The organism is Massilia sp. CFBP 13721 (genome assembly GCF_014842025.1).
In the GTDB taxonomy this organism is placed as follows: domain Bacteria; phylum Pseudomonadota; class Gammaproteobacteria; order Burkholderiales; family Burkholderiaceae_D; genus Telluria.
Map to the genome: position 1 here is coordinate 1 of NZ_JACYUY010000009.1, position 19,108 is coordinate 19,108.

Consider the following 19,108-nt stretch of genomic DNA (forward strand, 5'->3'; position numbering starts at 1 on the left):
GCCAGCGTTCAATCTGAGCCAGGATCAAACTCTTCAGTTTAATCTCTGTTTGTCGAAACCAGATTGCTCCGGTTTCGAACCCCTCCCATTGGTCGGGGTTCGCTCACTCAAGATACTGACCGTCATCTCATTGCTGAGACAACGCTTAATACTTTTGTGAACATTTGATAATTTAAGTAATCAGTGACCGAAGTCACTGGCACCTTCATCAAACGCCCACACTTATCGACTGTTAATTTTTAAAGAACTTTATTCGGTACTGCCTACTGTATTCTGCGAATCGTTTTGTTCGTCAGCAGCAGAGGAAGAAGAGTATGAAGCAATTTCTGATTCTCGTCAACTTCTTTTTTGCTACACCGCAGTACTTTGCAGTGCCTTGCTTTAACTTCAACTACTTGATTTCGTTGTCGTTTTTGCGAGGAGGCGAATTATAGCGAAGGCCGGCCGAGGTCTGCAAGTGCTTTCTTGCGGTGCCCCATCGTGCCCGGCTCAGTCGAGCGTTACCCCCATCAGGCCGATCACGACGTCGTTCGCCAGAGTGCGCAACTCCAGTTGCTTCAACGGCTTGTTGCGGTCGAGCGGCATCTCGAGCACCGTCGCCGCGCCGCCGTCGATCCTTCCCTGCGGTGCCTGCGGCAGCGCCGCCGGCTCAAGCACCCGCACCCGCGCCGTCTTCAAATCGACCCGTACCGGCAACGCTGCGCAATAAGGGAACTGGTAATCGTCGATGAAGTAATCCTGCTCGATCGGCCACCAGTTGTCGGGATTGCGCAAGGCCAGGCGCGCGCGCGTGCCGTCGGCGTAGCTGACGACGACCTCGCCGTTGTCGATGCGGCTCTGCATGGCATTGCTCGAACCGGCCATCAGCAGGTAGAGGCGCCCGGCCTTGCCCTGCAGCGGCACGGTGGCCTGTGTTGGATAATTGTCCCACCGGGAGGTAAACAGGACGTTCGGCACGCCAGCCGCCGCCGGCGTGGCGAAGCTCAGGCCGTTCGGTAGGCGCAGCGTGCCGCCCTGCGCACGCAGGCCCCTATCGTCGATCGCGGCCATGGAGTTTACATGTCCGGCCCAGGCGCCGATTCCCTGCGCGGGCAGCGCCAGCGACACGAACGGCGAACGCGGCGACAGGTACTTGTTGGGCTTGAACAGCTCGGTCACGCGGTCGTTGAACAGCGGCGCCAGGTCGACATGGCGCGGCCACACCGGCGCAGCCCGGGTCCACGATGCCGCCTGCGGTTGGCATGCCGTCTGCGCCGCCTGTGGCGCCGCCGCAGGCTGCCACCAGGCGAAATCGCCCTGGCGGCGCTGCCCGAAACCATCGCGCAGCACCGTGTTGCCGACAGTCGGCGCCCGCGTGTCGATGGGCTGGCCACGCCATTCGATGGCGAGCTCGACTTGGCGCGCGAACGGCAGCACGACACGCAGGCGCGGCGCGAATACTTCGTCCGCGCTCATGCTCCAGCGCACCGGCTTGCCGTTCGCCAGCACCGACTTCACCCGGTCGCTTGGCGCCGGCAATTCGAGCACCAGGCGCGTGAAGGTGGCGGCCGGCTGTTCGACGGTCCAGCGCTCCATCATGCCGGCGCGTCTGAACGCTACCGTCACGCCCGGATGACGCAGGCTGGCGTGCTCCCATTCGCGCGGAAGGCCGGGGCGTACCAGCAGCGTCCTGTCGAGGGCGTCCGGACGCACGCCGAACAGGCCTTCCACCAGGGTGCGCGCCATCACGCCCGTGCCGTCGGCGAAATCGCGCTGGGCTTCGCGCCGGTATACGTCGAGGTAATTCATGCTGCCGATGTTCCCCGGCGAGATGCCCATATAGAGGCTGGCCAGCAGCGCGCCCTTGGCCAGCTCGAAGGCGCTGTCGCTGCGTCCGGCCTGCCAACTCGCCAGCGCGGTGTGCAGCACCTCGCCCATCACCACATTATTGATGGACCACGAATACGGCATCCAGTCGGTGCTCGGCAGCACGCGATAGGGCCGGTCGGCCGGCACGCCCGGCCCTTCGACCGGGATCGCCCTGCGGTTGCGCTCCACGTCCAGCGCCATGCGCGCGCCCTCGAGGCGGTTCGGCACCTGCGAATCGAGCGTGTGATAGTACGTCCACAAGCCATAGCTGGGGTGCAGCAGCCCATTCCCGAGCAGGTCGCGGTACTCGGCGAAGGCGCCGCGCTCCGGCATCCACAGATGGGACCGCATGGCGCGCCCGATGCGTTCCGCTTCGAGCTGGTACGGCTTCGGGTCCTTGCCGAGCAGCGCCGCGATGCGCGCCGCCATATGGTTGTGCCAGGCATTGTAGGCCGAGGCATGGGCCGCACCGCCGCCGTTGTAATACAGGTCGTCGCTGGCCCAGATTGCGGCATAGCCTTCGTACAGCGGCAGTTTGGCGGGACCGGGTTGCTGTCCAAATTCGCGCCGGAACAGGCGCCGCTCCCACGCCAGGTGGCGTTCCAGCACCGGCCACACCGCCCGGGCATAGTCGATATCGCCGGTCCACAGCAGGTGGCGCAGCATCGCGTCGATGAAGCCGACGTTCATGTCGTAATGCGAGCGGCTCATGTCGCCATTGCTGTGCAGGCCGCCCTCGTTGCGCGCCAGGTTGCTCGCGGCGTCGGCCGGCGGCAATCGCGCCGGCACGGGTTCGGTATTCTGGCGCGCCGTCCATTCGTCGAGGTTGCGGCGCGCGCGCCCGTGCCAGCCCAGGGCATCGAGTGCATAGGGCCCGCGCCAGCCCAGCAGCTTGGTGCGCCAGGCGATGGCGCCGTGCATGATCGCGCCCTGCTCTTCGTCCCACACGGCGTCGGCGGCGACGTTGAGCGCGCCCATGGCCGCATTGATGTAGGGGTCGGGCGTGTCGATGCGCACCCGGCCGCGCACTGCTGCGAAGTGGTCGAGGGCGTCGGCGAAGCGCGGCGCCAGTTCACCCGGCGCGAAAGCAGGCGCGCCGGCCAGCGCCGTCGCGGCATCGCTGGTACTGCCCGCCTCGCGGTAGACGGCCAGTTCGCCCGCCTTTTTGCTCCTGGTGACCTGGAAGGCCAGGTCGATCGCTTGTGCGCCCAGCGGCACGCGCCCAAGCGCCACCTGGCCGTCGCTGCCTCCGTCGGCATCCGCCGCGGCGGCCAGCAATTCCGGCAGGTCGTCCCAGCGGGCGGCGGGGGCGCTGATGACCTGCGGCCGGAAGGAAGCAGTAGCCGTGATGTCGGCGCGCTCGTTGGTGACGATGAAACCGTGCTCGCGCAGGCCGACCCTGCTGCCGCGCGCGTGCGCAGGGGCGAACTGGAAGTACTGGCTGATCGGCACGTCCTCGGTGCCGATGTCGCCGCCGCGCCGGCCGCGCGCGCCGTTGCCGGGCCCGAAAGCGAATACCAGTTCGCTCGACGCGGGCAGCGACTCGCCGCGCACCCGCAGCGCCAGGCCCTCGACCGCCGCGTAGGCCACGGCGGACAGCATGATGCGCCCGCCGGCGCCGAGCAGCGGATCGGCGATTTCGTAATGCAGCTCGCCCGGCCGATAGCGCGTGACGATGCTGCGCGCCCCGTGCAGCCAGAGGGTCCCGGCCGGGGTCCTGATGCCGAGGCGGACGTTGCCGCCGCGTCCGGGGAGGTAGAGCGAGAATTCGGGACGGTCGCCGCCATCGACGCGAAAACCCGTATTCCCTCCGTAGAGCGGCCGGTTGAAGAACTCGGCGCCATTTTCGATCACGAAATCCGCGCCGTCAGGCCGGTAGCGCAAGGGACGCGCCACCTGGCCGGCAAGATTCGGGCGGGCGACCGCGACGCCGGGCTTGTAGGCGGCAGCTTCGGCCACGGCCTGGGCATCGACCTCGCCGCCGGCGAGCATCCCGAGTATCAGCAGCGAAACGGCGAGGGGCGCAGGCTTGTTCGTCATCGGTTCATCCTCCGGTCGTGGTATCGGCAAGTAATATAGAGAAGGCGTTGTTATTTGCCCGATCCGGCGGATAAATACTCATCATGTTGAGCGAGTGAATAATCGACGCAAAATAAAAGCAAAACAAGCCGAGGAAAAAGTTATCGTGCTCGTCTTAACTGATAGCAGTGACATAAAGAGCGCGCTATGGATACTCGGGTCGTCGATTGGCTGACAATAAACTTTCTGCCCCACGAGGCGGAATTGCGGCGCATGCTGCGCCGCGTCTGCACCGGCCCGGCGGAAATCGACGACGTGGTGCAGGAAACCTGTTGCCGGATCCTGTCGATGGCAAGCCTCGACTCAATCCGCGATCCGAAGCCGTTCGTATTTCGCGCCGCGAAAAACATCGTCCTCGACCGCATCAAGCGCGATGCGGTCGTCAGGATCGACACCATCGCCAATCTCGACGAACTCGATATTGCGGACACGGCGCCCACGCCGGAGCGCGTCGTATTTGCGCGCTCGGAACTGAGCTGGGTGATCGGGCTGGTCGCCAAGCTGCCGGACCGCTGCAAATCGGTATTCCGCGCGCGCAGGATACAAGGCATGTCGCAGCAGGAAACCGCCGACGCCCTTGGCCTGACCGATGGCGTGGTCGAACACGAAATGATGAAGGGTATGCGGCTGATGTCGGAAATGATTGCCAGGAATGGAATGGAACCCGGAAACGCCGAGACAGCGGCGGATAACGGGGCCGTTCCCAAAAAACGCACAGCTAAAAAAAGCAATGTCAACGATTGATAACGAAGCCTTCGAATGGGTAGCGCGCAACCATGCGCGCGGCCTGAGCGACCTCGAGACTGCGCAATTTGACGCGTGGTACGCCGCCGATACGCGCCATCGTGGCGCCTATGCCCGCGCCATGGCGATTTACAACGCGATCAACCTGGCGACGGTGCCGCAAGCGGTCGCGGCCGAAGTCCCGCCGGCAGCGCAAGGGCGTCCCCGCTCCACGCGTTCATGGATCATGGCTGGGGCAATGGCGGCCTGTCTTGCGCTGGCGTTCGGGACGTTCAATCTTGTCGCCGTACGCGCAGACAAGGTGCTGACCACGGCGAAAGGCGAGTTCCGCAAGGTGCCGCTGCAGGACAAATCGATCGCGACCATCAACGGCAGCAGCCGGATCGAGGTCGACTTCTCGGACAAACAACGCAGAATCAACCTGCGCAAGGGCGAAGCCTGGTTCGAAGTGGCCAAGGACAAATCCAAACCCTTTGTCGTCGAAGCCGGCGATGCGCGCGTCAGGGCGGTCGGCACCGCTTTCTCGGTGCGCCGCTTCGCGAACGGCACCGAGGTGCTGGTCACCGAAGGCACGGTCGAGGTCTGGAGCCGGCAGCACAAGGCGCAGCGGCGCCGGCTGGTTGCCGGAGAACGCGCCTTCCTGGCGCAGGCGGCAAGCGCCATTGCGCCGATTACCATCACCCGCCAGCCTGCCGAAGTGGATCGGAAACTCGCATGGCGCGAAGGTAATGTGGTCCTGAAAAACCAGACCCTGGACGATGCGGTGGCGGACTTCAACCGTTACAGCCCACGCGCGATCGTCATCGTGGACGCCGCCCTGCGCGAAAAGCGCCTGTTCGGCCAATACAAACTCGATGCCCCGGAATTGTTTGCGCGCGACGTCAGCACGGTGCTCGATGTCCCGATCGTGATTACCGCGGACACGATATACATCGGCCAGGCAAAAGACGGTATTTGAATTACGGTATCCGATGCGCCATGCCTGAACATTCAGTGCTTATTCAATCGGTCAATCCGGACGTATCCAGGCGCGTCCGGATTTTTTTATTCATGGCGCATATTCCAATCCTGCCGCCGGATTCGGGCGATATTGCCAAGGAGAGCGCGTCAATACAATCATATTCTTGAGCGTTTAATTGTTTTATCCGCAAGGCTTGAGGAAGAGGCTTTCGTCGGCAGTCTTTGATATTAACGGGGCAGCATAGCCTCGATCAGATTAGAGGAGATGTGCATGTTTTCCATGCACCCAAGCGCTTTTGCGGCGGGGATGATCCTGGCCGTGAGCGCAGTAGCGCATGCGGGCACGCCGAGTGTCCAGGAATCGCCACGGCCATTCAGTATACGCGCCGGTGCGGCGACCGATTCCATTCCGGAATTCGCGCGCCAGGCCGGCATCAATATATTGACGTCGGCCGATATCCTGGAAGGCGTGCGCACCAATGCATTGACGGGAACATTCGTCATCTCCGAGGCAGTCGAGCGGCTGCTGCAGTGCACTAATCTGGTCGGCAGGGTGAGCAGCAGCGGCACCGTGGTGATGTTAAGGCGTACGCCGGGTTCCTCCGGAAACGACACCAACGACTCGATGATATCGGAAGAGACAATGACGAAGAATAAACTCCCCAGCCAGCGCAAAGCGACATGCGTGGCCGTATCGGCCGCCGTGCTGATCATGGGCGCCCAGGCGCCCGCCGCCCAGGCACAGACACAGACACAGGCACAGGCACAGCCACAGACACAGGCTGGCGCGCAGGGCCCGGCAGCGCCGGATGGCACGGTCAGCGAGGAGGGACAGCCGATCCACCAGGTGAAGGTGGTCGCCACGCGCGCATCGCAGCAATCGAGCATCGATCGCAAGAAGAACGCCGCCACCGCGATCGATTCGATCGTCGCCGAAGACGTCGGCTCGCTCCCGGACCGTAATATCGGCGAAGCGATCTCGCGCATCGCCGGCATTTCGCTCGACCGCGGCGAATTCGGCGAAGGCGTCAGCGTCGCCGTGCGCGGCAATGGCCCCGACCTGACCCGGGTCGAGCTCGATGGCCAGGCCGTGCAGTCTCCCGGCGGCAGCGACTTTGGGGAGACCCCCGGCGAAGGGCGCGCGGTCGAGTTCCGCCAATTGTCGGCCGACCTGATCAAGAGCGTCGACGTGGTGAAGGGTTCAACCGCCGACATGACCGAAGGCGCGCTCGGCGGCGGCATTATCATCAAGACCCGCACCGGCCTTGACTTCAAGAAGCCATTCGCCTCGCTGCGCGTGGCCGCCACCCAGGGCAATCTGAACAAGAAGTGGGAGCCGGACGCCAACCTCATTCTCTCGAATAAATTCATGGACGGCCGGCTCGGCGTCCTGGTCAACGCCTCGTCCACCACGTTGCACAACGAAGGCCACGTGGCCCACGTGTCGGGCGCCAGGCAGGGCTATTACCGCATTTACGACTTCGACAACTCGCCCGAGAAGACGTTCACCTTCCAGCCGGGCACGGTCAATATGGACGACCCATCGGTCCACTTGCCCCTGACCCAATCGGCACTGACCGGCGGCGGCTTTTTCAATTCGGCCACGCCGCTCGACCTGATCACCCGCTCGGCGCAGGCCCAGAGCAAGGAAGCCTGCAACACGACCTTTCCCGCCCTCACCACCGCCGAGCTCAATCGGCTCACCAGCGGGGCCCGCACCGGCGCCCAGAACGCACGCAGCGCCGAGCGCAACACCTGCCTGAACCAGTGGAATGACTACACCCCGTCGGGGCCGCGTTACGCGATCAAGCGCGAAATCGACCGCCGCAAGAACCTGGACTTGCGCGCCGACTTCAAGGTCAACAACGAACTGACCGTGTATGCCAAGGGCAGTTACAACAAGCGCCACAACGACCTCAATCAGCTGGCTTTCTCGATGGGGAATTTCTCGATCCCGAACGGCGTGGTCAACGTCGAGCCGGGCTCGGTGGTCGTCGACGCCAACCACCACGTGACGCAGTACACCTTCAATAACACCGCCACCAACGGCGTGGCCAAGACCGACCAGATGCATGGTATCGGCGAGACCAGCTCGCGCTACCTGCAGTTGGGCGGCAGCTTCAAGCGTGGCGGCCTGAGCGCCGAATTCTTCGTCGGGGATGCCCGGTCGGACTTCAAGCGCGGTGTCAAGAACCTGTCCTTCAACGACTATTACGGTTCCGGGACATTGAACCTGCTGCCGAACGGCCTGTGGGGCTACACCTTCCCGGGCTATGACCCGACCGACAATTCCAGCCTCGAGCGCTTCGCCATGCTGTATCCGCGCGGCGCCAGCGCCGCCCAGACCCCGAACCAGTACCTGACGGCGACCGTTCCGGCCTACACCGCTGCGCAGCAAAACGCCGTCACCTCGTCGCCGAATGTGACCTGGGCGCCGCAGATTCGCGAGTCGGGTGAGCGCACCGCCAAGGTGGACCTGGTCTGGAGAACCGACGTGGTCCCGTTCTTCAAGAGCTTCAAGGGCGGCCTCAACCTGCGCGACACGACCTCCAGCAACTGGTCGCTGAACGGCAGCGGCTACGTCCTGCGCGACCCGATCGGCACTTACGGAAAACCTGGCTATGTGGCACCGCTTGTCCTGCCCTCGCCCACGCTGCGCAGCACGCTGTTCGGCTGCGCCGACACGCCCGGTTCGCTCGCGCCTGGCGGCAATGCCTGCCAGTACGGCTGGATCCCGAAACCGGATATCCGCCAATCGTTCGACGGCTCGGCCGTGATGACGATGGCTCAGTTCGCCGACATGCTCAAGCAAACCATGACCATGCAAGCGACGCCAACGCGCTTCTTCAACGGCGCCAGCGACCGCCCCGAGGGCCTGATCGAAAACTGGACCCAGATCGACCTCGAGAAGATCTTCACGATGCTGAATATCCCGAACGCGAATTTCGACTGCGTCAAGCGTTGCACGGCCAACGACGGCAAGGTGTACGACCAGCCATCCCAGCTTCTGAAAGAGCGCACCGAGTCGTTCTACCTGATGGGTAACTTCGGCCTCGATCACATCCCCTTCACCACGACCCAGCTGCCGTTCGGCCTGGAACTGGAAGGCAATCTGGGCGTGCGCTACGTGCGCACCAAGATCCAGGGCTCCGGCCGCATGCAATTCACCTCGATCCACAAGACCGCCGCCTACAATCCGATCACCCGTGACGATGCGGCCGGCATCGTCACGACCAGGGTGCAGCAGTACACCGAAACCAAAGCCACCACGTCCGACGTGCTGCCCAGCCTGAATCTCGCGACCTGGCTGGTGCCGGACAAGCTGGTCGTGCGCTACAGCGCTGCCAAGACCGTTGCGCGGCCACCGGTGTCACGCCTCCTGGCCTCCGGCGCCTGCGTGTATGACGAACGCCTGGAGGATGAGAACGACGAAGACGCCACCCGCTGCACCAGCGTGGTCGGCAATCCGGCGCTCCAGGCGCAGCGCAACCTCAACCAGAACCTGTCGGTCGAGTGGTATCCAAACAGGGACACCAGTATTTCCATCGCCGGCTTCCGCCAGCAGGGGAAGATCGGCGGCGCGACCACGCAAGCCGTGCCCCGCTCCGCCCTGTTTGCGGGGACCAACCTGACCGACCCCGCCACCGGAGCGTCGCTCGCTGACCTGCTGTTCGACTACTCGACCTGGATCAATGGCGCCGTTACGGGCCGCAAGGGTGTCGAGTACAGCACCAGGACCGCGTTCACCTTCCTGCCATGGCGGTTGCGCTACACCGGCTTCGACGCCAACTACAGCAAGATGCATTCGGCCACCACGACGAAGAACATCGTCGACCTGCTGACCGGTACGCCGCTGCCGCCGCAAAACGAGCCGAAGTACACCTACAACGCGGCCGTGTGGTACGACGACGGCAAGCTGTCGGCGCGCGTCGCCTTGCAGGCAGTGGCCATGACCTTCGATTGCATTGCGAACTGTGGCCAGACGTCGAGCATGAACAACTACCCGAACGTCGGTGGCGGGCGAATCGGCGTCCCCTACAATCCGGGCTCGCCGGTCTTCAAGGATGCGACCCGCTACATCGACGCCAAGATCGCGTACAAGTTCAACCCGAACGTCGAGGTATTCGTCGAAGGCCGTAACCTGGGCAATGCAACGACCACCCTCAGCCAGGGGCCGTACACGCCATTCGCCGATGGCACGCCTGTTCTGCTGAACATGGGTTACTCGGGACGTCGCATGATGGTCGGGGTAAACTTCCGCACCATGTAAGGGCGTTGAGCGTAAACGATGCAACGACAATACCACCGATGAAGCACGCATATTTTATGCTCACCCTCCTGCTGGCGGCGGCATCGACAGCCGCGCCGGCGCCAATCGACCGTGCGGCCGTCGTCGCGCGCCACAACCCGCATCTGACTGCGATCGATCCGATGTCGCCGCTCAGCGTCGGCAACGGGCGCTTTGCCTTCACCGCCGACGTGACGGGCCTGCAGACCCTGCCCGACCTGTACCACGGGCAGGGTACGCCGCTTGAAACCCAGGCGCGCTGGTCGTGGCACCAGGATGCGAATCCGAAGGGCTACGCGCTGGCGGACACGCACCGCGACTACACCGCCCACGGACGCACGGTCGGCTACCCGACGAATGCCAGGACGCCGGCCGGGCAGTGGCTGCGCGAGAATCCGCACCTGCAGCCGCTGCCGCAGATCGGCTTCGCGCTGGTGGGCAAGGAGGCACGTCCCCTGAGCGCCGCCGACGTGTCCGACGTCGACCAGCGCCTCGATATGTGGAACGGCCGGCTCGAGAGCCGCCTGCGCCTGCTGGGCCAGCCGCTGAGCGTCACCAGCGCCGCCAGCCCGGACAGCGACACGCTGGCGCTGCGCATCCGCTCGCCGCTGCTGGCCACGCGCAAGCTGGCGGTCCGCATCGCCCTGCCGCTCGGCTACAAGATGGCGGGCCACCATGCGCCGCCGCTGGACTGGTCCAGCCCGGACGCGCACCGCAGCACGGTGCTGGCACAGGGCGCGCGCAAGCTGGTCGTCGAACACGTGCGCGACGGTGCGCGCTATGCCATGACCGTCGCCGCCGGCGCATCGATGACCATCACCCGGCCCGGCGCCCACGTGTTCGAGATCGCCCCGGCTGCCGGCCAGTCGCTCGACCTGACCATCACCTTCGTCCAGGACGGCGCGCCGGCGCCCCAGGACAGCACGCAGGCGTTCGCCGCCAGCGCCGCCCACTGGCGCGGGTACTGGCGCAGCGGCGCCGCCGTCGATTTCAGCGGCAGCACCGACCCGCGCGCGCACGAACTCGAGCGGCGCGTGGTGCTGTCGCAATACCTGGCGGCGCTGCAGCTGGGCGACACGCTGCCTGCGTCGGAAAGCGGACTGACGCACGCGAGCTGGTACGGCAAGCACCACACCGAAATGGTGTGGTGGCACACGGCCCACTTCGCGCTCTGGGGCCGTCCCGCCTACACCGCGCGCACGCTCGGCTGGTACCAGCGCACGCTGCCGGCCGCGCGGCGCGTGGCCGCGGAGCGCGGCTTGCACGGCGCTCGCTGGATGAAGATGACCGGTCCGGAGGGGCGCGAAAGCCCCGGCGGCAATCCGCTGATCATCTGGAACCAGCCACACCCGATCCACCTGGCCGAACTGCTGTACCGCGCTGACCCGTCGCCCGCCACGCTGGCCACCTACCGCGAACTCGTGTTCGAGACCGCGCAGGGCATGGCCTCGATGCTGCACTGGGACGACAAGGGCAAGCGCTACGTCCTCGGGCCGCCGCTGTGGATCGCGCAGGAGATCTACGACCAGGCCACCAGCATGAACCCGACCTACGAGCTCAGTTACTGGGCGCGCGGCCTCGAAATCGCGCAGCAGTGGCGCGAGCGCCTCGGCCTGGGGCGCGACCCCGGCTGGGAGCAGCGCCGCACCAGCCTGTCGGCCCTGCCCCAGAAGGATGGCAAGTACGTGGCGCTGGAATCGCACCCGGACACCTGGGACAATGCCGACAGCCGCCACGACCACCCGTCCTTCCTGATGGCCTTCGGCCAGCTGCCCGGGGACGGCGTCGACCGCGCCGTCATGCGGCGCACGCTCGACGCCGTGCTCGCGAAATGGGACTGGGCCACCAAGATCTGGGGCTGGGACTATCCGATGATCGCCATGACGGCGGCGCGGCTGGAGGCGCCCGGGCTGGCGGTAAATGTGCTGCTGAAATCCGACGGGCCGAACAACGGCTACACGCGCGCCGGCCACAATCCGAACAAGAAGTTGCCGGTCTACCTGCCGGGTAACGGCGCCCTGCTGGCCGCGGTCGCGATGATGGCCGGCGGCTGGGATGGGGCGCCCGCGCGCAATGCGCCGGGTTTTCCGGCCGACGGCAGCTGGGTGGTGCGCGCGGAAGGATTCCAGAAGCTGCCGTGAGAATGCGCAGACCCGTAGAGTTTGTGAAAAAATCGTCAGGGCAAGGCGCATCGTCGAAGACAGTACGAGGGTACGGCGAGACGATGCAACGCCGCCATGGCGTTTTTTTCACACACTCGTAGGGTGGACGGCTCGACCTCGAGCCCTGAGACCACGGATCGCTTGCGCCGTCCACGCGTTCAACCAGCGGGCGATTCGTCGCGAGGTTTCAGAAGGCGGTTGAACGCGTGGACGGCATTGAGGCAACGGGCAGGCATGTGCCCGGGTACAGCCGTCCACCCTACAAGTATGTGCCTCGTTCTTTCAAAGCGACGGCAAGATCCCTTCGCTCCTGACCTTCCACCCCTTTTTCGGAAAGCCCGGATTGGCGCCCGCCTGTCCATCCCAGCCGCCCGCCATCAAGGCGACCGCCAGCAGCAGCCCGCCATTCGACGGAAAATAGGTCTCGGCGGCGCGCTGGTAGCCCGGGCCGTCGGTCCCGGCGTCCGCCCCTGCGCCGGCCCCGGTGGCGGTCGGCACGAAGGCGGCGGCGTGGGCGTCGAGGTGCACGCGCGGCGTCATGCCGCTGGTGCCGAACTTGTTGTTGCGGGCGTCGAAGAACAGCCAGCCGATCGCTTCGTCGGGCGCGTCCAGGCGCGTGGCGGTCATCGCCATCATCGGGTAATCCCAGCCCCAGGTCTGGCGCAGGTCCCAGTCGCGCCGCATGCGGTCGAACGTGCGGCGCATGGTCGCCTTGTCGACGCCGCGGCCCGGCAGCCAGCCAAGCGGCATCAGGAAGGACATGTGGTCGCGGTTCCGGCAGGTTTCGTCGACCGCGTTCGACTTGCAGGCGCCGGCCGCCTTGTCCCAGAAGCCGGGTTCGGAGCGCACCGGCAGGTACAGGCCGTCCTTCTGCGGCAGCTCCGGCCACTTGGCCAGCACCGCGTCCCAGTCGGCGCGGCGGCCCTTGCCGGCGCGTTCGCGCCAGGCCTGGGCCGTCTCGATCCCCCAGCGGAAATAGGCCAGTTCGAAGGCCGGGTCGAAAGTGCTCAGCGGCGCGAAGTTTTCCTGCACCGGGATGATCGGTGCGCCGAGGCGCATCTTGCCGCTGGCCTCGTCCAGGTGCGCGAACGAGGCCAGCAAGTCCGCGCTCGCCTCGACCAGCCCGGCATAGGCGTTCAATACCCGCTTGCCGTCCTTGTCCTTGCCTGCCCGGTACAGCAGCTCGCTCATGTAGATCGGATGCGGCTGCTGCCACATGATGAAGGGCGAGACCTTGGACGGGCTGTCGGCGCCATCCGGGCCGATCATCTTCGGCCACCAGGCGCCAGTCAGGCCCTGCTCCGCCGCGCGTGCCTGCGCCTGCGGCAGGAAGCCTACATACCAGCCCAGGCTGCGCTCGAGCAGCTGCGGCCGGCCCCACAGCGCGAAGTGCGCCGCGTGCCAGGGGTGCATCTCCAGGTGCGACTTGCCGTTCCAGCTATTCGAGAACAGGCCCTCTTCCTGCGGCGCGAAGCTGCCGGCGGCATTCACCGCCATCAGGTATTGCGACAGGATGACGCGGCGCTCGAGTTCATGGGCGCGCGCATCGAGCGAGCCGGAAAAGTCGACCATGCCGCCGTTCGTCCAGTAATCGACCCAGTGCCGGCGTGTGGCCCGCGCCGCCAGCGCCGGACTCGGGAACGGCTGGCCTGCTCCCGGCGAGAATTGCGCCATGACGCTGAGGGTCTTGTTTTTCGTCGTGGCGCGCCAGGCATGCGCGCCCGTCTGTTCGATCGTTGCGCCGGGCGCCGCAATCGCCGCGTGATAAATCGTGCTGTCGATACGGCGCTGCAGGCGCACTTCACCGGCCTCCCGCGACAGCGCGGTCGTCGTGTGCGCCGCGGGGTTGTTCCAGTCGGACGGATCGGGATTCAGGTTTTTCGACACGCCCGGAAAGCGCACGGCCACGCCGAGGCGTCCCTGCGCCACCAGGTTTGAACGCACCTCGGCCATGATCGTATCCTGGCCCGGCAGCACGCGGGTGACGACCGTGACCGCTTCGCCGTCGTAGACGAAGCGGCTGGTAAGCGTGCCGGTCCACAGGTCGAGCGTCTGGCGCGCGGCGCCGATGTCGGCGAAGCGCGCAGGCGTACCGTCCCGCGCGCGCAGGTCGAGCGCCACCCGGCCGAGCGAAAAGCGGTGCGGGTTTTCGCGGATCCAGGCCACCGCCGGGTTGTGCGCCGCCTCGGCCCAGTCCTTCATGTAGCCGTAGCGGCGCTTTTGCCCGCGCACCTCGATCTCGACCTGGGTGGCGCGCACCGTATGGCCGTTCGGATTCGGGAAGCTGTGCCAGGCCCACTGCGCCTCGACCAGCAGCGGCGCGATGTTCGTATAGGGCTCGGTGAAGGTCTGCAGGCCGGTGATATCCGCCGTGAAGCCGATGTTGCCGTTGCCGAGCATGAGCGGCGCCGACGGATCGACGCGGGTCAGGACTGGATTGTGGCGCGTCACCAGCGCCTTGCGGTCGATGCGCGGGGAAGAAGGGGACGCTGGCTGGGCAGCGCCCGGCAACACCGCAGCCGCGCCGGCGGCAGCGGCACCGAGCATCAAGCGGCGGCGGGAAAAGAGCATCGTACCCATGTCGGCAAGCCTTCCTTGGCGTAGAAATCGGGGGACATCGCGGGGGACATCGCGGGGGAAATCATCGGGATTTCGGCTGGCAATTCAACCATACGGACCAGTGCGAAGTGAAGGTTTGTCTGCCGGCGGATCCGATTTAATCATCTGTTTGCGCGTTTGCGAATTTCACCGCTTTTGATTGAGGAAATCGCGCCGTCGTCAGTCTTAATGGGAAGGGGACAGGCTTGTCCCGACAATAACGACACGGAGACAGCATGAAACTATCCAAAGGGGCCGCCCTGGTCGGCGCCATGTTCGTCGCGCTCGCCGCACCGCTGGCGCCGGCCTGCGCCACGGTCATCGGCACCAATACCCCGGCGCTCGACGTGAACGCGGCGCGCCTGGCCGAGCTGCCCGCGGCCCAGCGCACGGCCTGGGCGCAGTACATCGCACGCTCGTACAAGCAGCACCAGTTCGACCGCGCCAGCCTGGCCGCCGAACTCAAGCCAGGCGAGACGGCGCCGGCCGCCCCCAAGGCCGGCAGCAGCAAGATGCCGCTCGAAAAAGACGCCGCCTGGTACGGCTCGCCAGAAGCACGCGCCATCGCCGACAACATCGTCAGCTACCAGACGCCGTCGGGCGGCTGGAGCAAGAACCAGGACCGCACCGCGCCGCCGCGCCTGCCGGGCCAGCGCTTCAACAACGATGCCGAGACCATGGAGGTCAACACCACCAATTTCGATGCGCCGCGCGACCGCTTCTGGACCTATGTCGGCACCCTCGACAATGGCGCGACCACGACCGAGATGCGCTTCCTCGGCCGCGTGCAGGCGCAGGTGCCCGGCAAGGATGGCGACGCTTACCGCGCCAGCATCGCCAAGGGCGTCAACTACCTGTTGATGGCGCAGTACCCGAATGGCGGCTGGCCGCAGATCTACCCGCTGCAAGGCGGCTACCACGACGGCATCACTTTCAACGACAACGCAGTGGCCGAAGCGGCGATGATCCTCGAGGACATCGCCGAAGGCCACGCCGACTTCGCCTTCCTGCCGAAAGCCGTGCGCGAACAGGCCGGCGCCGCGAGCGAGCGCGCGGTCAGGCCGATCCTGGACGCCCAGGTCGTCGTCGACGGCAAGAAGACGGTCTGGCCGCAGCAGGCCGACGCCATCACGCTCAAGCCGATCTCGGCGCGAAATTATGAGATGCGTTCGCTGGCCAGCGCCGAAAGCGCCGAGGTGCTGATGTTCCTGATGCGCCAGCCGAAGCAGACGCCGGAACTGCGCGCCGCCGTCGACGCCGGCATCGCCTGGCTCAAGGCGCACGCCATCTACGACAAGGCATTCACCAAGGTGAACGAGGAAGAAGGCCGCAAGCTGGTCGACAAGCCGGGCGCCGGCCCGATCTGGTCGCGCAACTACGATATCGTGACCGGTCAACCGATCTTCGGCGACCGCGACAAGTCGATCCACGACGACGTCAACTACATCTCCAAGGGCCGCCGCAACGGCTATTCCTGGTATAACGCGGCGCCACAAAAAGCGCTCGACGCCCATGCGCAGTGGATACAAAAGACTGGCACCACGGCCGCCGGCGCCCAGGCCGCTCCGCACGGCATCGCCGCAGTCAAGCCGCCGGAAAAACGGCAATGAGCGTGCGCCAGACCCGCCTTTCATTCGCGCTGGCCGGCGTGCTGGCGGCATTCTCGGCATCCGCTGCCCCGGAGAATGCCGGCCAGCCCGCGCCGGTGGCCGGCATCGAGGCTGGCTGGCTCACCCCGCCGCCGCGGCCGCAGCTGGAAAGCGCCTTCGCACCCGACCGGCTGCCCGCGCGCGCCGCGGTGCTGCCGGTGCTGGAATACGTCGCCGCCGCCCAGATCGCCGACATGAGCCGCCACCCGATCCAGCTGTCGACCGGATCGAACCTGGCCGAGATCTCGTCCAACTGGGTGGCCGCCACCTTTTACGTGGGCGCGGCGCGCCTGGCGCGCATCTCGGCCAGGCCCGACACGCTGCGCTTCCTCACCGCCACCGCCGAGCACTACAACTATGCCATGCGCGGCGCGCGCGCCGAGCGCCTGCTCCTGAATGCCGACGAACTGGCCATCGGCGACCTGTACCAGGAACTGTATGCGCGGCGCGGCCAGCAAGGTGTGCTCATGCCGCTGCGGCAGCGCCTCGACTTCATGCTGCCGCACCTGAACCGCCCGCAGGAAACGCCGGCCCTGATCTGGTGGTGGTGCGACGCCCTGTTCATGGCGCCGCCGGTGCTGGCGCGCCAGTCGCAACTGACGGGCGACCCGGCCTACCTGCGCGCAATGGACCGCGAATGGCGCCGCACCGCCGCGCGCCTGTGGGTCGAGCGCGACCGCCTGTTCCTGCGCGACGAGCGCTTCAAGGAGCGCGACCACCTGGGCGCCGGCGGCAAGCCGGTGTATTGGGCGCGCGGCAACGGCTGGGTGATGGGCGGGCTGGCGCGCACGCTGGAAAGCATGCCGGCCGGTTTCGAGGGCCGCGCCTTCTATACAAACATCTTCACGAAGATGGCCAGCCGCGTGATCGAACTGCAGCAGCCCGATGGCCTCTGGCGCAGCGACCTGAACGACCCGCAGAGTTTTCCGGAACCCGAGACCTCGGGCTCGGGCTTCTTTGTCTACGCGCTGGCCTGGGGCATCAACCACGGCTTGCTGGACCGCGCGACTTATCTCCCCGCCGCGACGAAAGGCTGGGCGGCGCTGAACCGCCATGTGCTGCCGAATGGCCTGGTCGGCGCGGCGCAGAAGACCGGCGACCGCCCGGTGCCGACGCGGCTTGAGGACGTCGGCCCCTACGCCACCGGCGCCTACCTGCTGGCCGGCCTCGAAGTGATGGACCTGCATGGCCCGGTGCAGGCACTGCCGCAACCGCTGCCTGCACGCGACGACGAAGCCACCATCCTGGCCACCACGCCGCAGCCGATCGCACCGAAGACCGTCGTCGGCGACGCCGAGAAAGCCCGCCGCGAGCAGGAAATGCGCGCGACCCGGGCGCTGGCCTATGACCCGGCCACGTTGAATACGCCTGCAAGGAAAAGCGAATGACGCAAACCAGCCGCCGCACCGTATTGAAACGTGTATTGGGCGCGTCCGCCCTGCTCCCGCTGGCGATGTCGTCCGCGCGGTCACAGGCGCAGCCCCCGGCTGCACCGGCCACCCATACGGGACCGGCGCCGAAAGACTGGATCGACCCCAAGACCGGCCGCCGCATCGTCCGCATCTCGGAAGAAGCCGGCTCCGGCGTGCTCTACTTCTACCGCCATGCCTGCACATCCGAAGGCGACGTCATGGTGATCAAGTCGCCCTCCGGCATTGCCGCCGTGCGCCTGAGGGACTGGAAAACGACCGTGCTGGTGCCGGGCCGGCAGAACGACCTGCTGTTCATGCTGCGCACGACGCGCGAGGCGGTGTATTCGGTGACCGAACCCGGCCCCGGCGAAGCACCGGACCGCCCGAAGACCATCTATGCCGTCCATGTCGACACCAAAAAGGTGCGCACGCTGGCGCGCATCGCGGCGGGCGGCATCACCGCCTCGAATGCCGACGACACCCTGCTGCTGGGCCAGGTCGCGTATGGCGCCAAGCCGCTGCAGCCGAAGGATGCGGCCAGCATCGCCACTTTCGGAACCACCGAATACGCGGCCCTCGGCCCGGACGGCAAGCCGCTCAACTTCGCCAAGGCCAAGGGCGTGCGCATGCTCGAACGCTGGGCCGCGCGCGTGCCGGCCGAGCTGTTTACCATCGCGTTGAAAACCGGCGCGCGCAAGGTGCTGTACAAGACCGAGGAATGGATCGGCCACGCGCAGTTTTCCCCAACCGACCCGAACCTGATCCGCTTCTGCATGGAAGGACCGTGGCACCGGGTCGACCGCATCAAGTTGATCCGCGCCGACGGCAGCGGCCTGCAAAGCGTCCATACCCGCACCATGAACTTCGAGATCTGGGGCCACGAATTCTTCAGCCACGACGGCAAATGGCTATGGTACGACCTGCAAACCCCGCGCGGCCAGGTGTTCTGGGTCGCGGGCCTGGAGCTGGCCACCGGCAAGCGCGTGTGGAAGCGCCTGGAAGCGAATGAATGGGGCGTCCATTTCAACATCGGGCCTGACAACACCACCTTCGCCAGCGACGGCGGCGACGCCGACATGGTGGCGCACGCGCCCGACGGCAAGTGGATCTCGCTGCTGCAAGGCGAAACCATCGTCGACGCCGACCTCGCGTCCTACGACGACAAGCTGGTCACCATCGAAAAATTCAAGTCGACCCGCCTGGTCGACATGGCGGCGCACGACTACCGCCTCGAGCCGAACCTGCGCTTCACGCCGGACGGCAAGTGGCTGGTGTTCGCCTCGAACATGCACGGCGCGAACCACGTGTATGCGGTCGAGGCGCACGCGCCGGCCGGCAAAGCCACACCGTAATCCATAAAAACAAGGA

Annotated in this window: 10 protein-coding genes; 7 read left to right on the plus strand and 3 right to left on the minus strand. The window is 65.9% G+C overall.

Annotated elements, in window-relative coordinates; translation table 11 throughout:
- Positions 1–489: 489 nt before the first annotated feature.
- Complete coding sequence (locus IFT60_RS10735) at positions 490–3,888, minus strand: DUF4450 domain-containing protein (protein WP_229510795.1); 3,399 nt, start codon at positions 3,886–3,888, stop codon at positions 490–492.
- A 186-nt stretch (positions 3,889–4,074) separates the two neighbouring features.
- Here IFT60_RS10735 and IFT60_RS10740 point away from each other — a divergent pair, with 186 nt between their 5' ends.
- The gene (locus IFT60_RS10740) at positions 4,075–4,671 is read left to right on the plus strand and encodes an RNA polymerase sigma factor (protein WP_192051970.1); all 597 of its coding nucleotides are present in this window, start codon (positions 4,075–4,077) and stop codon (positions 4,669–4,671) included.
- On the plus strand, positions 4,580–5,629 hold the full coding sequence (locus IFT60_RS10745) for a FecR family protein (RefSeq protein ID WP_229510796.1): 1,050 nt from the start codon (positions 4,580–4,582) through the stop codon (positions 5,627–5,629). The genes IFT60_RS10740 and IFT60_RS10745 overlap by 92 nt, the downstream gene beginning before the upstream one ends.
- A gap of 230 nt (positions 5,630–5,859) precedes the next feature.
- Here IFT60_RS10745 and IFT60_RS10750 read toward each other — a convergent pair whose 3' ends face one another.
- Positions 5,860–6,345 carry a hypothetical protein gene (locus IFT60_RS10750; RefSeq protein ID WP_192052085.1) on the minus strand — a complete coding sequence of 162 codons (486 nt, stop codon included), beginning with the start codon at positions 6,343–6,345 and terminating at the stop codon, positions 5,860–5,862.
- Between IFT60_RS10750 and IFT60_RS10755 the strand changes: the two genes are divergently transcribed.
- The gene (locus tag IFT60_RS10755) at positions 6,317–9,901 is read left to right on the plus strand and encodes a TonB-dependent receptor (RefSeq protein ID WP_374000712.1); all 3,585 of its coding nucleotides are present in this window, start codon (positions 6,317–6,319) and stop codon (positions 9,899–9,901) included. The genes IFT60_RS10750 and IFT60_RS10755 overlap by 29 nt on opposite strands.
- Before the next feature lie 56 nt (positions 9,902–9,957).
- Positions 9,958–12,060, plus strand: a complete 2,103-nt coding sequence (locus IFT60_RS10760) for a glycoside hydrolase family 65 protein (protein ID WP_229510797.1) — start codon at positions 9,958–9,960, stop codon at positions 12,058–12,060.
- Between the two features lie 303 nt (positions 12,061–12,363).
- Here the strand turns inward: IFT60_RS10760 and IFT60_RS10765 are convergent, their stop codons facing one another.
- Entirely contained in the window at positions 12,364–14,661 is a 2,298-nt protein-coding gene (locus IFT60_RS10765; protein WP_197986289.1) for a hypothetical protein, read from the minus strand.
- 254 nt (positions 14,662–14,915) lie between these two features.
- Here IFT60_RS10765 and pelA point away from each other — a divergent pair, with 254 nt between their 5' ends.
- Genes pelA through IFT60_RS10780 form a run of 3 tightly spaced genes read left to right on the plus strand, consistent with a single transcriptional unit; the run spans position 14,916 to position 19,092 of the window.
- The gene (gene pelA, locus IFT60_RS10770; RefSeq protein ID WP_192051972.1) at positions 14,916–16,289 is read left to right on the plus strand and encodes a pectate lyase; all 1,374 of its coding nucleotides are present in this window, start codon (positions 14,916–14,918) and stop codon (positions 16,287–16,289) included.
- Positions 16,286–17,716 (plus strand): glycoside hydrolase family 88/105 protein, encoded by a 1,431-nt coding sequence (locus IFT60_RS10775; RefSeq protein ID WP_197986290.1) that lies wholly within the window; start codon positions 16,286–16,288, stop codon positions 17,714–17,716. The genes pelA and IFT60_RS10775 overlap by 4 nt, the downstream gene beginning before the upstream one ends.
- Positions 17,713–19,092 carry an oligogalacturonate lyase family protein gene (locus IFT60_RS10780; RefSeq protein ID WP_192051973.1) on the plus strand — a complete coding sequence of 460 codons (1,380 nt, stop codon included), beginning with the start codon at positions 17,713–17,715 and terminating at the stop codon, positions 19,090–19,092. The genes IFT60_RS10775 and IFT60_RS10780 overlap by 4 nt, the downstream gene beginning before the upstream one ends.
- The last annotated feature ends 16 nt before the right edge of the window (positions 19,093–19,108 follow it).

Coding starts and splice junctions, on each gene's coding strand:
- IFT60_RS10745 (WP_229510796.1), top strand. CDS start 4,580: ATGGAATGGAACCCGGAAACGCCGAGACAGCGGCGGATAACGGGGCCG.
- IFT60_RS10775 (WP_197986290.1), top strand. CDS start 16,286: ATGAGCGTGCGCCAGACCCGCCTTTCATTCGCGCTGGCCGGCGTGCTG.
- IFT60_RS10760 (WP_229510797.1), top strand. CDS start 9,958: ATGCTCACCCTCCTGCTGGCGGCGGCATCGACAGCCGCGCCGGCGCCA.
- IFT60_RS10765 (WP_197986289.1), bottom strand. CDS start 14,661: ATGGGTACGATGCTCTTTTCCCGCCGCCGCTTGATGCTCGGTGCCGCT.
- pelA (WP_192051972.1), top strand. CDS start 14,916: ATGAAACTATCCAAAGGGGCCGCCCTGGTCGGCGCCATGTTCGTCGCG.
- IFT60_RS10735 (WP_229510795.1), bottom strand. CDS start 3,888: ATGACGAACAAGCCTGCGCCCCTCGCCGTTTCGCTGCTGATACTCGGG.
- IFT60_RS10740 (WP_192051970.1), top strand. CDS start 4,075: ATGGATACTCGGGTCGTCGATTGGCTGACAATAAACTTTCTGCCCCAC.
- IFT60_RS10750 (WP_192052085.1), bottom strand. CDS start 6,345: ATGATCAGCACGGCGGCCGATACGGCCACGCATGTCGCTTTGCGCTGG.
- IFT60_RS10780 (WP_192051973.1), top strand. CDS start 17,713: ATGACGCAAACCAGCCGCCGCACCGTATTGAAACGTGTATTGGGCGCG.